Source organism: Micrococcaceae bacterium Sec5.8 (genome assembly GCA_039636775.1).
Lineage (GTDB): Bacteria > Actinomycetota > Actinomycetes > Actinomycetales > Micrococcaceae > Arthrobacter.
Genome location: CP143429.1, coordinates 1,310,388 through 1,322,509, shown reverse-complemented (window position 1 = coordinate 1,322,509; position 12,122 = coordinate 1,310,388). Strand labels below are relative to the sequence as shown.

The following is a 12,122-nucleotide window of genomic DNA, read 5'->3' as shown; positions in this document are numbered from 1 at the left end:
AAGAGCTTCTCCTTAGGGGTTTGACCGGATGGTGGACTCCGGCCGGTGCCTGCGTCCACATGGAATACCGTACCCGTTATCGAGGTCACCGGGCATCGCCGCCGGGCGCCGGAGCCATCTCCACGGCAGCCCATGAGGGCAGGTCAAGGGGGCAGGTAACGATTGGGGGTGATCCTGCTGACAAGCAAACCCGCCTATGTTAGCTTGAAGCCATAATCGGGATTCACTCTTTGAATGCCGACGAATATGTAGGAGGAGTAATGGGCTTTCTAGGCTGGATCATTCTCGGACTCATAGTAGGTGCAATCGTCAAGGCAGTCATGCCTGGCAGGGTCGGCGGCGGTTGGGTCACCAGCCTCGTGCTTGGCGTTGTCGGCGCCATTGTCGGCGGGTGGATCGGCGACCTGCTGTTCGGCGGCGGCAGAATGGAATTCTGGAATCTCGGTTCCTGGGTTCTCGCGATTGTCGGCGGCCTGGCGGTTGCCGGTATTTACGGCGCCATCACGGGACGGAACAAGACCACCTAACGCTGCGCGAGCGACGGCGGGAGCTCACCTTCGGGTGGACGCCCGCCGTACTTTTTTGCCCTTGGAGGTGCAGCCCCCGGGCACTCCCCCGCGGCGTCCCGGGGGTACGGCGGTGGAGCGGTTCGGCGCCCGCCAGCGTGGCGACTACTCCGCCGCCGGGATGCGACCCTGCTGGGCACGGGCACTGGCGTACAGGCAGACCGTAGCGGCGGTGCCCAAATTCAAGCTTTCGGCAGCGCCGTAGACGGGGACGGCAACGCCGTGATCGGCCAAGGCAAGATCATCCTCGGACAAGCCCTGCGCCTCGTTGCCGAAGAGCCACGCAGTAGGGGCTTCCAAGGCGTACCCTCCACTCTGGGCCGGTGCGCCGAGCCGCCGGGCGGCATTCTGATCCTGCAGCCGGTCCAGATTGAGCTGGCCGTGCCCGTCAGCAGCCAGGACGCCGATGCCGCGCTCCTTGCAGCGCGCGACGATCTCCTCGACCCCGGCGCCCAGCGCCACCGGGAGGTGGAACAGCGAGCCCGCTGTCGAGCGCACGGCCTTGGGGTTGTAAATGTCCACACTCGACGCCGTGAGGATGACGGCGTCCGCCCCGGCTGCGTCAGCGGCCCGGAGCACCGTGCCGGCGTTGCCCGGGTCCCGGACCTCACAGAGCACCGCCACCAGGCGGGGCCCGGCGTCGAGCACCTGTTCGAGGCTCACGTCCAGGAAACCGCAGACAGCGAGAATGCCCTGGGGCGTAACAGTATCGGCCATTGCCGCCAGCACTTCGTCGGTGGCGAGGAACGCCGTGGTGCCCTCTGCCAGCGCCTCCAGGTCAGGATGCCGGTCCAGGCAGGATTCGCTGGCGTAGACCTCGTAGACGATGCCGGGCTCGCCCGCAGCAACTCTTTTCTGATGCAGTGAAAGAGCTTCACGAACCGCCTGCGGACCCTCCGCGAGGAATTCGCGGCGCTTTAAACGGGCCGGACGCCCGGCAAGTTGAGCCACCTTCCGGACCCGATCAGCTCGGGGGTTGGAAAGTATCAAATCTTGCGGGCGCCCGGTTTCGTTCATACAAGAACCTTAGTAGCTTTTTCAGCCGGTTCCTGAACGCAGGGTTCGTGAAGTACCTCGGGTACTACTCGGCAGCCTTGTCGGCGGCAGGCTTCTTGGCAGCGGCCTTCTTGGCCGGAGCCTTCTTCGCGGCCGGCGCCTGGACAGCCGGAGCAGCCTCAGCCTGGACCTGGACGGCCGGAGCCGACGTGTCGGCGGGCAGCGAATCCTTGGCAATCTGGACCAGCGCGGCGAAGGCGTTGGCGTCGGAGACGGCAAGCTCGGCCAGCATACGGCGGTCAACCTCGACCTCAGCGGCCTTCAGGCCCTGGATCAGACGGTTGTAGGTCAGGCCGTTGGCGCGGGATGCAGCGTTGATGCGCTGGATCCAGAGGCGACGGAAGTCGCCCTTCTTCTTCTTGCGGTCGCCGTAGCTGTACACAAACGAGTGCAGCAGCTGCTCTTTGGCCTTGCGGTACAGGCGTGAACGCTGTCCACGGTAGCCTTTGGCGCGCTCAAGGATAACCCGGCGCTTCTTGTGGGCGTTGACCGCCCTCTTCACACGTGCCACGTGCGTACTCCTTCGAAAATCTGATCCCAAGCATCTACTGCCGGAACAACCGGCTGGCCTGAGAAGCCTTTTTGGTAGTTGACCGCTGCCAGGTGGCAACAGTCAGAGAACTTGGAACTTAGATGCCGAGCATCTTCCGGATAACCTTGGCGTCGCCCTTGAAGACGATCTTGTCGCCGGCGAGGCGGCGGGTCAGCCTGGAGGACTTGTGCTCGAGGTAGTGACGGCGGTTGGCCTGCTGGCGGCGCAGTTTGCCGCTGCCGGTCAGCTTGAAGCGCTTCTTAGCACCGCTGTGGGTCTTCATCTTCGGCATGGTAACCGATCTCCTTACGTATCCGCAGACAAGGTCTGCAGTCTTTCGTGCAGCCGCCCCTGCGGGCGGCATGCTGGTTGCTTGCTGCCGGACATTGCTGTCCGGCGGCCCTGAACTAGTTGGTCTTCTTGGTTCCCGGCTTGGCGGCGGCCTTGGGGGCAGCCGGCCGTGCAGCAGGCTTCGGCGCGGAAGGGCGCGGAACCGGCTTGGGAGCCGCGACCGGCTTTGGTGCCGCAGCCGGGGCTGCGGTGTCAACCGCGGGAGCCTTGGCTGCAGCCGGCCTGGTCTCTGCAGCCTTGGCCGCAGCCGGCTTGGTTGCTGCCGGCCTGGCGGCCGCTTTCGGAGCTTCTGCCTTGGGGGCCTTGGCAGCCTCCTGCTTGGGCGCTGCCTGGACCGTGGCCTTGGCAGCCGGAGTCTCCTCCACCGTGACGGCTGGAGCCGGTGTGGTTTCTACGGCGTCAGTCTGAACGTTGCCGGCCGGCGCCTTCACGGCGTCCGGAGCGGTTTCGGCTGCAGGGGCCTCTGCTGCCGGAGCCTCCGTGGCCGTGACTTCGGCCGCGGAGGGCTCGGTCCGGACCTGGTAGCCCTCCGGAAGAAGGTCGGCCAGCGACTGGGTCAGGGGCGCCTCGGGTCCGGATGTATCGACGCGGGACCCACCTGAAGCCTTGGCTTCGTTCTCGGCCTTGGCATCCGCACGCTGCGTTGCGCGGCGTGCTTCTGCCTTGGCCTCGGCCTTGTTCTTCAGGGGACCGACCACCATGACCATGTTGCGGCCATCGATGCGCGGGCTGGACTCGACGATACCGACTTCGGCGACGTCGTCCGCGAAGCGCTGGAGCAACCGGATGCCCATTTCGGGGCGCTGCTGCTCGCGGCCGCGGAACTGGATCATGGCCTTGACCTTGTCACCGGCGCCGAGGAAGCGCAGCGCATGGCCGCGCTTGGTTTCGTAGTCGTGGGTGTCGATCTTCAGGCGGAAGCGGATTTCTTTCAGGACCGTATTGGTCTGGTTCTTCCGGGCTTCACGTGCCTTGACGGCGGCCTCGTACTTGTACTTGCCGAAGTCCATCAGCTTGCACACCGGAGGCTTGGCCTGGGGTGCTACTTCAACGAGATCAAGATCGGACTCGGCAGCCAAACGCAGGGCATCCTCAATACGGACAACCCCTACTTGCTCGCCTGCAGGGCCGACCAGCCGCACCTCGGGGACGCGGATACGCTCATTGATTCTTGGCTCGCTAATGTTAAAGCTCCTGTGTTCGTGAGGGGTATTCCACCGGCAAAAAGAGAAGGCCCCCAATTGCCGGAGCAATCGAAGGCCTCGAAGATCGGAAGTGCCTGTCCCATATGAGACGGCGATACATTCCACGGACTGGTGTCCGCGGGAATGCCCGACCAGGTACCCGGCAACCTTGCTTCCTGGGAAGCCTCCCGAAGGAGAGCGGCTGACGCGGGTGGGAGAGAACTCCGCTTGCAAACTGAAAGTCGATTGTACAGAACAAATCCCGTCCGGCGCACCTGCATGACGTGCATGCTGGCTGCTAACGGGGTTCCGTTGTCTTTCTGCTCCAGCGGTTCAGATGAATCTGAACTGGAACGAAATAACGACAATCAGTCGGTCTGTGACAAGCTTACCAGCATGAGCACAGCAGATAGTAATTCACACGTGTACGAACCCGCCGGGGCCCCGGCCGACGTCTCACAGCAGATCCGCGACATCTCTGAGGTGCCTGCAATCGAGGTCATCACCACCGCCGCCGTGCACCTCATGAGTGCCGCGGCCGTGAAGCTTGGACTCGCCGCCGAGGAGAACGCCGAAGAACTCAAGGACCTCGACGAGGCCCGGAAGCTGATCACCGCCCTGGCCGGGCTGGTCACCGCCGCAGCGCCCGAGATCGGCTCCCAGCACGCCGGACCGTTGCGCGATGGCCTGCGGTCCCTGCAGCTGGCCTTCCGTGAAGAGTCCATCATTCCGGACCCGCCGGGCAAGGGCCCGGGCGAGAAATACACCGGAGCAGTCAACTAGGCAAGAGCACCGAGCTCCACCAGAAGTAACGACGGCGGCGGGCGGACCATATCGGTCCGGCCGCCGCCGTCGTTCGTGCCCCAGGCATTGTTCCCGGCCTTGCAGCTTGGTCAAACTCCCGCAAGCCGCCGGCGGCGGCGGTGCTGCAGCCCGAGGCCCAGGAGGCACAGCACCACTCCGCCGGCCCCCACGGCCACGAATCCAGTGGACGGCCCGATGCCATCGATGAAGACACCGGCAAGCGGGGCACCGAGCGCGACGCCGCCGGTCAGCGCCGAGCCATACCAGCCCATCGCCTCGCCGCGGCGTCGCTCCTCGACGAGCTCGGCGACCTTCTCGGAGGCAGCCGAGAGCACCGGCGCGCAAAGCAGGCCGGGCAGGAGTGAGAGCAGGCTCAGGGTCCAGGTGTCCTGGGCGAAGGCCATCGGGATGGTCAACGCCGACATGCCCAGCAGCAGCAGGATGGGGGAAATGGGCCGGTGCATGGCGCCATAGATGACTCCGCCGACCACCGAGGCCGCGCACCAGAACAGGAAAACCAGCCCGATCTCGGCCTGGTGGCCACCGGTTTCCAGGGCCGCCACGATGCCGACGTCGGTGCCGCTGAGCACCATCCCGGCTCCGGCCGCGACGGCGAAGACTGCGGCCACGGCTGAGGTAAACCAGGCGAAATTGTGGATGACCTTCTGGCGCAGCCCGGACCGTTCCCGGCGCCTGTCCTCCGCACCGGCGAGGGGCGCGAACTCGGTGGCGGCGTCCTGCACGTGGGCCGGGGCAGCGGCGACGACGGCCGCCCCTGCGGCGGCCTGCTGGCTCGCCACGTACGCTGCCTCCGACTCTGCATCGGACCCAAGGACAGACTCTGCGCTGCGGGTTGGCGGGTTGAACCACATGAGGAAAAGCCCGGAGACCGAGGTGGCGATGCCGACGATCGTCAGTCCGAGCACCGAGAAGCCTGCCGTCGCGACCAGCGCGCCCGCGGCAGGTCCAATCATGAACACCAGTTCGGTGGAGATGGCGTCGAGGGCGAAGGCGGTGCGGCGCTGCTCCCCCGTGGCGAGGACGCCCAGGGACTGGCGCACCACGCTGAAGATCGGCAGCGTCAGCAGGCCGCCGACGAACACCAGCGGCAGGAGCACCTCATACGAGACGTGCGGCACCACGGACCAGATGACCGTTTCAGAGATGACGGAGGGGATGAGCGCCCGGCGCAGCCCCACCGTGTCGACCCGCCGGCCGCGCCACGGGGCACCGACGGCGATGCCGATCGTCATGACGGCGGCGGCGGCCCCGGCTGCCGCGTAGCCCTGGCCGAGGGTCAGGACGATGTGCAGGGTCAGGAGCACCCCGGCTGCGGAGTGCGGTATCCGGGCAACCATCCCCACCAGCAGGAGCCTCCTGATGGGCCGAATGGCCAGCAGCTCCCGGTAAAGCGCGAAATTCACGAAACGACATCCTTCTGGTCCTGCTTCCCGGCAGCACCAGGGTTTCCCCCGCTGGCCGTCAGCTACGGTGCTGCGCGCTGCAATGTGACCTCGATGGAGTCAACCCGCTCAGCAAATTCTTCATTCCGCGCCCAGGCACTGTTGAGGCCGGACACGATGGACTGGACACCGGCGGCATCGAGTCCTTCTTCCAGGTAAAGCACCACCCGGAGCTCCGGGCCTGAGCCACCGCCGGGAACCTGGCTGCCATCGGCCGTGAGCGAAGCAACTCCTCCGCCTGGATGAATTTCAACACGCCGGACGGCGGGAAAGCCAACTGCGGCCTCGCCGAGGCCGCGGGCCAGTTCCGGGTCAGCGTACGACGGCGTCCAGTTCCGCTGTTGCGCCAGGGCCCAGACCGCCGGCCGGCGCACCACAAACGTCAATGCCGACCCGGGGTCGAGCACGAGCAGCTCCGCGTGCTCCGCAACCGCAGAAAGCGCCGCGCGGGCAGCGTAGACGGCCACCGGACGGGCCTCCGGGTGCCAGGCCGTCAACGATGCCGCGGAGGTGAAGACGGGCATGGCAGTACGGCCGTCCGGAGCCTTGAGGGTGACCAGGGCCATGTCGGCTTTTTTGTCGGCCTGGAGACCCCCGGCACCTTCGCCCTCTTCGGCGAGCGTGGCGAGGATCGGCACAAAGACCCGGGCCGTGGCCAACGAGGCCACCACCGCGGCCTCGTCCCCGTCGCCCGAGAGCAGTGCTGCCAGTGCCGCCAGGTAGCCGGGGTCCGCTGCGCCGTCGTCGTCCTCGAAGTTGTGGATCCTGGCGTCCTGGCCGGTAAGGCTGCGTCCGGCCCACGGCCGGCCGGCTGAGTCCGCCGGTCCCCCGGCGCCGGCCAGAGCCGCTGCAATGTGCCCGGGCAAGGGCCGGGATGCGGCGGCAGGATCAGCTGTGGTGTTCTGCGCTGGAGGCTGTTCCATGCTGCGGGCCGGCTTAGCGCCGGCCTGCGACGTCGAGGGCCGCGGGCAGCGTGAAGTTGCCGTTGTAGAGGGCCTTGCCGACGATGGCGCCCTCGACGCCGAGCGGCACCAGGGAGCGCAACACCTTGAGGTCGTCCAAGCTGGAGATTCCGCCGGAGGCGATAACAGGTTTGCCGGTCTTGTCCACCATTTGGCGCAGCAGCTCGACGTTGGGTCCCTGAAGGGTGCCGTCTTTGGTGACGTCGGTGACGACGTACCGGGAGCAGCCGGCGTCTTCGAGGCGGCCGAGGACGTCCCAGAGGTCACCGCCCTCCTTGGTCCAGCCCCGGCCGGCCAGCGTGGTGCCGCGGACATCGAGTCCGACCGCGATCTTGTCCCCGAAACGCTCGATCACCCTGGCGGTCCATTCCGGGTTTTCCAGCGCGGCAGTGCCGAGGTTCACCCGGGCGACGCCGAGGCTGAGCGCCTTCTCGAGCGACTCGTCATCGCGCAGGCCGCCGGAAAGCTCCACTTTGATGTCGAGCCGGCCCACGACTTCGCGGAGCAGTTCGGCATTGGAGCCCCGGCCGAAGGCTGCGTCCAGGTCAACGAGGTGGACCCATTCGGCGCCCTGCTCCTGCCAGTTGAGTGCGGCCTCCAGCGGTGTGCCGTAGCTTGTCTCGCTGCCGGCCTCGCCCTGGACGAGGCGGACGGCCTGGCCGTTGACGACGTCGACGGCGGGCAGCAATTCCAGCACGGGCAGCGGGGTTTCGGTGGTCATGGTGGGTCCTCAGCTCTTTCGGGTCAGCGGGGCGCCGCCACTGGTGCAGCGGCAGGCAGTGTCAGGTGGCCGGCAGCCTCACGCGGCAGGCAATGTCAGGAGATACGCGGCGACCAGCGCCATCGCGGCCAGGAGATAGAAAACAATCTGGACCCAGCGAGGGCTCTTCTGCTGGCGGAATGACAGCGCGCCGCCAACCAGCAGGCCGGCGAGCCCCATCAGCACCAGGGACCACATCTAGGCGGTCCCCGCTGCCGCTGCCGGGGGTTGAGCTGTTCCGGCGCTCTCCCGCAGGCCATCGACCCAGTTGCGCAGCAGGCGCGCCCCGGCGTCGCCGGACTTCTCGGGGTGGAACTGGGTGGCGCACAGCGGGCCGTTTTCCACGGCCGCGATGAACGGGGCGCCGTGCTCTGACCACGTCACCAGGGGCGCCGCCATGCGCGGCTGGATGACGTCAAAGTCCCATGTCTGGACGCCGTAGGAGTGCACGAAGTAGAACCGGTCGTTTTCGACACCGGCAAAGAGGCGTGAGCCCGCCGGAACAGATACGGTGTTCCAGCCCATGTGCGGGACGACGTCGGCGGGGAGGAGTTCGACCTTGCCGGGCCACTCCCCCATACCTTCGGCTTCGGTGCCGTGCTCCACGCCGGCCTCGAAGAGAACCTGCAGGCCCACGCAGATGGCCAGAACGGGACGGCCGCCGGCGACGCGCCGTCCGATCATGCGGACGGCGTCGACAGCCTTTAGTTCTTTCATCACCGTTTCGAAGGCGCCGACGCCGGGCACCACGAGTCCGTCCGCGTTGAGCACGTCCTCCGGTTTGGAGCTGAGGATGACCTCGGCGCCCGCGCGCTCGAGGGCGCGCACTGCCGAGCGGATGTTCCCGGAGCCGTAGTCAAGGACGGTGACCGTGGGCTTGCCCTCGGGCGACGCGGGCTTTTTGCCGGCGTCGGGGTTGATGATGGCGCCGTCCTGCAGCACCTTGCCGGTCACAGCGCACCCTTGGTCGAGGGGATGCCTGTGACGCGGGGATCCGGTTCGACGGCTGCGCGCAGGGCACGGGCGAACGCTTTGAACTGGGCCTCGACGATGTGGTGCGGATCCCGGCCGGCAGTGACGTTCATGTGCAGGCAGATTCCGGCGTGCAGGGTGATAGCTTCGAAGACGTGCCGGGTCAGGGAACCGGTGAAGTGTCCGCCGATGAGGTGGTATTCCTGGCCGGCTGGTTCCCCGCCGTGCACGAGGTACGGGCGTCCGGAGACATCGACGACGGCCTGCGCGAGGGCTTCGTCGAGTGGGACGGTGGCCTCGCCGAATCTGCGGATCCCGGCCTTGTTGCCGAGGGCGGTGCGCAGGACCTCACCGAACGTGATGGCTACGTCCTCGACCGTGTGGTGGACATCAATGTGCGTGTCGCCGGTGGCCTTGACAGTCATGTCGATCAGGGAGTGCTTGCTCAGGGCCGTCAGCATGTGGTCGTAGAACGGCACGGAGGTGCTGATGTCCGAGACGCCGGTGCCGTCGAGGTTGATCTCGACCAGCACGGACGACTCGCTGGTGGTCCGTTCCATGCGTGCGGTCCGGCCCTCGCCAGCGGTGGATCCGGTGTTGCTCATGTGCGTGTCCTTTGGATGACGACGGTGCCCGGCAGGCAGGCAATGTGAATGTCCGGTGTTAAGTCTAGGCGGGCTGCACTGCACGGCCGGCCAGGATCCGCTCAAGGGCTGAGAGGAAGGCTGTGGTTTCCGTCTCAGTTCCGGCGGTCACCCGCAGGTGCCCCGGAATGCCGACGTCCCGGATGAGCACCCCGGCATCGAGCAGCCTCTGCCAAACTTCATGCGGATTCTCGAGGCCGCCAAAGAAGACGAAGTTAGAATCCGAGACGGCGGGCTTGAGCCCCATCCGCTGCAGTTCGGTGACGATCCTGTCCCGCTGTCGCATGATGTCCTTGACGTCTGCCATGAGTGCAACCCGGTGGTGGAGGGCTGCCAGCGCTGTTGCCTGGGTGATGGCTGAGAGGTGGTACGGAAGCCGAACCAGCCGCAGCGCGTCGGTGACCTCGGGTGCTGCTGCCATGTAGCCGACCCGGGCGCCGGCAAGGGCGAAGGCCTTGCTCATGGTGCGCGAGACGATCAGCCGCTCCCGGCCCGGGAGGAGGGTCAGGGCGCTGGGCGTGCCGTCGTGGGCGAATTCGTGGTACGCCTCGTCGACGATCACGATGGTCTGGCTGGCGTCACCGGCCGCGTAGACGGCCTCCACGACGTCCAGGCCAAGCCCGGTGCCGGTGGGGTTGTTCGGTGAGCAAAGGAAGACAATATTCGGCTGGAGTTCCCTGACCTGGCGGGCAGCCGATGCGGCGCTGAGGCCGTAGTCCCCGGCGCGGACCCCGACGATGTACTCGGTGTCCGTGCCGGCAGCCAGCAGCGGGTACATGGAGTACGTGGGAGGGAACCCGAGCGCGGTGCGTCCGGGTCCGCCGAACGCCTGGAGGATGTGCTGGAGGACCTCGTTGGACCCGTTTCCCGCCCAGATGTTCCGGGCACCCAGTCCATGGCCGAGGTACTCCGCCAGTGCCTCCCGCAGCTCGGTGAACTCCCGGTCCGGGTATCGGTTCAGGCCCGCCGCGGCGATCGTGACGGCTTCGGAGATAGCGGCGCGGACCTCGGCGGGAACGCCATGGGAGTTCTCGTTGACGTTGAGCAGGATGGGAACGTCCAGCTGCGGCGCACCGTACGGCGTCAGGCCGCGCAAGTTGGTCCGAAGGGGAAGTCGGTTCAGTCGCTCTAGCTGATCAGTCACGTCCCTAGTTTAAGTGACGCGGCCGCAACCCGGGAAACCACGTGCTCCACCGGGCCGGGTCGGCAGGGTTCCCTGGCACTACTTCGACGGAATGAAGAGGGCCTGGCCGGCCTCAAGCTGGGATGCCTCCAGATTGTTCAGCTCGATGATTTCGCTGACGACGTCTCGGGGATCCCGTTCCGGGGCCACCGAGCGGGCAATGGCCCACAAGGACTCACCGGGCTGCACCGTGACAGTCACCGAGGGGGTGGGGGAGAGTTCGGCAGCAGACTCCGCGGCCTTGGCGGGTGCATTGAAGAATCCACTGAAGGACAGGATGAGGGCGGCCAGCAGGATCAGCGGCACGCCGATGAAGACAAAGCGTCCCCGCCGCGTGAGCTTCAGCGGTGCCTGTGTGGTTCGGGCTCCGCGGCGGGTGGAGGCGGGCACGCCGCTCGGGGCTTTCTGAGCTGCGGGGCTGAGCCTGCTGATCGAGGCCGCGGCCTCGCGCCTGCCGTCGTGCCCGGATGCGCCGCGGGCCAATGTGGTGGAAAACGCGCTTGATGCTGACATGAACTGAGCCCTCCTGGACCTTACTGTGCCGCCCGGCGTACTCCACGTACTCGCCGCCAACCGGCCTAATCTTCGAACAAAGAACCGAACGATGCGCCGGGTTCTCCCCGCGTCCGGCCAAATACGTGTGTTCAACTAGAACACATATTCGAATCCCGCTTGTTCTGTTTTAGCACTTATGAACGAACATTGTCGAGACTCGCTAGAACAAATGTTTGAAAAAGCGGTGCGGCTGGCCTACGTTTGTGTTCAAGAACAACCACTTCTGCAGTTGATCAGCAGGGTCTGACATTTCAGGCCGGAAGTTCCCGGCAGCCGCAGCCACGGTGGCCGGGCGGAACGGAAAGGCGTTGGCGAACATGGCAGCACAAGCCACTGGCGGCAGGGCCCCTGCACGGGGCCCGCAGGCGGCCCGGCCACCCAAGAGCCTTACCGTCCGGCAGAGAAAGATCCTGGAAACCATCCAGCGGTCCGTGACGGACAACGGCTATCCGCCGTCGATGCGCGAGATCGGTGACACCGTGGGTCTGGCGAGCCTGTCCAGCGTCACCCACCAGCTTTCGCAGCTTGAAAAGCTCGGTTACCTGCGGCGTGACCCCAAGCGCCCCCGGGCCATGGAAGTGCTGATACCGCTGACCCTGGATGAGGGGACCACGAAGACTTCGGGGGTGGCGACGTCTGGTTCCCTGCGCACCGTCGGCGGCCTGTCCGTATCGGAGCTGGCAAGCGCAACTGACACGGCCATGGTGCCGCTGGTGGGCCGGATCGCCGCGGGCGGTCCGATCCTGGCCGACCAGGTCGTGGAAGATGTCATGCCACTGCCCCGCCAGCTGGTGGGCCACGGCGAGCTCTTCATGCTCAAGATCGCCGGGGATTCGATGATCGACGCCGCCATCTGTGACGGTGACTGGGTGGTGGTACGCCAGCAGGGCGACGCCGTCAACGGCGACATCGTCGCGGCGTTGCTGGACGACGAAGCCACCGTCAAGACGTTCCGTCAGCGCGATGGCCACACCTGGCTGCTGCCGCAGAACACCCAGTACGAACCCATCCTTGGCGATCACGCGGTCATCATGGGCAAGGTCGTCTCGGTGATGCGCTCCCTTTAGGGCATCGCGCCCGAACTACCCGG

Annotated in this window: 15 protein-coding genes; 3 read left to right on the top strand and 12 right to left on the bottom strand. The window is 66.4% G+C overall.

Annotation, left to right across the window (positions count from 1 at the left end):
• Nucleotides 1–260: 260 nt before the first annotated feature.
• The gene (locus VUN84_06075; GenBank protein XAS65225.1) at nt 261–527 is read left to right on the top strand and encodes a GlsB/YeaQ/YmgE family stress response membrane protein; all 267 of its coding nucleotides are present in this window, start codon (nt 261–263) and stop codon (nt 525–527) included.
• Nucleotides 528–671: 144 nt separating this feature from the next.
• On the opposite strand, the gene VUN84_06070 is transcribed toward VUN84_06075, so the two are convergent.
• The 4 genes from VUN84_06070 to infC all read right to left on the bottom strand — a co-directional run bounded on the left by VUN84_06070 (nt 672) and on the right by infC (nt 3,746).
• On the bottom strand, nt 672–1,583 hold the full coding sequence (locus tag VUN84_06070; protein ID XAS65224.1) for an RNA methyltransferase: 912 nt from the start codon (nt 1,581–1,583) through the stop codon (nt 672–674).
• 64 nt (nt 1,584–1,647) lie between these two features.
• Nucleotides 1,648–2,133: a 50S ribosomal protein L20 gene (gene rplT, locus VUN84_06065; protein ID XAS65223.1), complete on the bottom strand. Its 486-nt coding sequence runs from the start codon at nt 2,131–2,133 to the stop codon at nt 1,648–1,650.
• A gap of 118 nt (nt 2,134–2,251) precedes the next feature.
• Complete coding sequence (gene rpmI, locus VUN84_06060; GenBank protein ID XAS65222.1) at nt 2,252–2,446, bottom strand: 50S ribosomal protein L35; 195 nt, start codon at nt 2,444–2,446, stop codon at nt 2,252–2,254.
• A gap of 115 nt (nt 2,447–2,561) precedes the next feature.
• Complete coding sequence (gene infC / locus VUN84_06055; protein XAS65775.1) at nt 2,562–3,746, bottom strand: translation initiation factor IF-3; 1,185 nt, start codon at nt 3,744–3,746, stop codon at nt 2,562–2,564.
• A 339-nt stretch (nt 3,747–4,085) separates the two neighbouring features.
• Between infC and VUN84_06050 the strand changes: the two genes are divergently transcribed.
• Nucleotides 4,086–4,472 carry a DUF1844 domain-containing protein gene (locus tag VUN84_06050; protein XAS65221.1) on the top strand — a complete coding sequence of 129 codons (387 nt, stop codon included), beginning with the start codon at nt 4,086–4,088 and terminating at the stop codon, nt 4,470–4,472.
• Nucleotides 4,473–4,582: 110 nt separating this feature from the next.
• On the opposite strand, the gene VUN84_06045 is transcribed toward VUN84_06050, so the two are convergent.
• The 8 genes from VUN84_06045 to VUN84_06010 form a co-directional block, all read right to left on the bottom strand.
• The gene (locus VUN84_06045) at nt 4,583–5,917 is read right to left on the bottom strand and encodes an MFS transporter (protein ID XAS65220.1); all 1,335 of its coding nucleotides are present in this window, start codon (nt 5,915–5,917) and stop codon (nt 4,583–4,585) included.
• A 62-nt stretch (nt 5,918–5,979) separates the two neighbouring features.
• Nucleotides 5,980–6,879 carry an SseB family protein gene (locus VUN84_06040; protein ID XAS65219.1) on the bottom strand — a complete coding sequence of 300 codons (900 nt, stop codon included), beginning with the start codon at nt 6,877–6,879 and terminating at the stop codon, nt 5,980–5,982.
• Nucleotides 6,880–6,892: 13 nt separating this feature from the next.
• The gene (gene priA / locus VUN84_06035) at nt 6,893–7,639 is read right to left on the bottom strand and encodes a bifunctional 1-(5-phosphoribosyl)-5-((5-phosphoribosylamino)methylideneamino)imidazole-4-carboxamide isomerase/phosphoribosylanthranilate isomerase PriA (protein ID XAS65218.1); all 747 of its coding nucleotides are present in this window, start codon (nt 7,637–7,639) and stop codon (nt 6,893–6,895) included.
• 78 nt (nt 7,640–7,717) lie between these two features.
• On the bottom strand, nt 7,718–7,876 hold the full coding sequence (locus tag VUN84_06030) for a hypothetical protein (GenBank protein XAS65217.1): 159 nt from the start codon (nt 7,874–7,876) through the stop codon (nt 7,718–7,720).
• The gene (gene hisH, locus VUN84_06025) at nt 7,877–8,632 is read right to left on the bottom strand and encodes an imidazole glycerol phosphate synthase subunit HisH (protein ID XAS65216.1); all 756 of its coding nucleotides are present in this window, start codon (nt 8,630–8,632) and stop codon (nt 7,877–7,879) included.
• Entirely contained in the window at nt 8,629–9,255 is a 627-nt protein-coding gene (gene hisB / locus VUN84_06020) for an imidazoleglycerol-phosphate dehydratase HisB (protein ID XAS65215.1), read from the bottom strand. The genes hisH and hisB overlap by 4 nt, the downstream gene beginning before the upstream one ends.
• Nucleotides 9,256–9,319: 64 nt before the next feature.
• Nucleotides 9,320–10,438, bottom strand: coding sequence for a histidinol-phosphate transaminase (locus VUN84_06015; protein XAS65214.1), 1,119 nt, complete (start codon nt 10,436–10,438; stop codon nt 9,320–9,322).
• 78 nt (nt 10,439–10,516) lie between these two features.
• Entirely contained in the window at nt 10,517–10,990 is a 474-nt protein-coding gene (locus VUN84_06010) for a LysM peptidoglycan-binding domain-containing protein (GenBank protein ID XAS65213.1), read from the bottom strand.
• Nucleotides 10,991–11,349: 359 nt separating this feature from the next.
• Here VUN84_06010 and lexA point away from each other — a divergent pair, with 359 nt between their 5' ends.
• Nucleotides 11,350–12,099, top strand: coding sequence for a transcriptional repressor LexA (gene lexA, locus VUN84_06005; protein XAS65212.1), 750 nt, complete (start codon nt 11,350–11,352; stop codon nt 12,097–12,099).
• Nucleotides 12,100–12,122: the final 23 nt, after the last annotated feature.

Coding starts and splice junctions, on each gene's coding strand:
- VUN84_06075 (XAS65225.1), top strand. CDS start 261: ATGGGCTTTCTAGGCTGGATCATTCTCGGACTCATAGTAGGTGCAATC.
- VUN84_06070 (XAS65224.1), bottom strand. CDS start 1,583: ATGAACGAAACCGGGCGCCCGCAAGATTTGATACTTTCCAACCCCCGA.
- rpmI (XAS65222.1), bottom strand. CDS start 2,446: ATGCCGAAGATGAAGACCCACAGCGGTGCTAAGAAGCGCTTCAAGCTG.
- VUN84_06050 (XAS65221.1), top strand. CDS start 4,086: ATGAGCACAGCAGATAGTAATTCACACGTGTACGAACCCGCCGGGGCC.
- VUN84_06040 (XAS65219.1), bottom strand. CDS start 6,879: ATGGAACAGCCTCCAGCGCAGAACACCACAGCTGATCCTGCCGCCGCA.
- priA (XAS65218.1), bottom strand. CDS start 7,639: ATGACCACCGAAACCCCGCTGCCCGTGCTGGAATTGCTGCCCGCCGTC.
- VUN84_06030 (XAS65217.1), bottom strand. CDS start 7,876: ATGTGGTCCCTGGTGCTGATGGGGCTCGCCGGCCTGCTGGTTGGCGGC.
- hisB (XAS65215.1), bottom strand. CDS start 9,255: ATGAGCAACACCGGATCCACCGCTGGCGAGGGCCGGACCGCACGCATG.
- VUN84_06010 (XAS65213.1), bottom strand. CDS start 10,990: ATGTCAGCATCAAGCGCGTTTTCCACCACATTGGCCCGCGGCGCATCC.
- lexA (XAS65212.1), top strand. CDS start 11,350: ATGGCAGCACAAGCCACTGGCGGCAGGGCCCCTGCACGGGGCCCGCAG.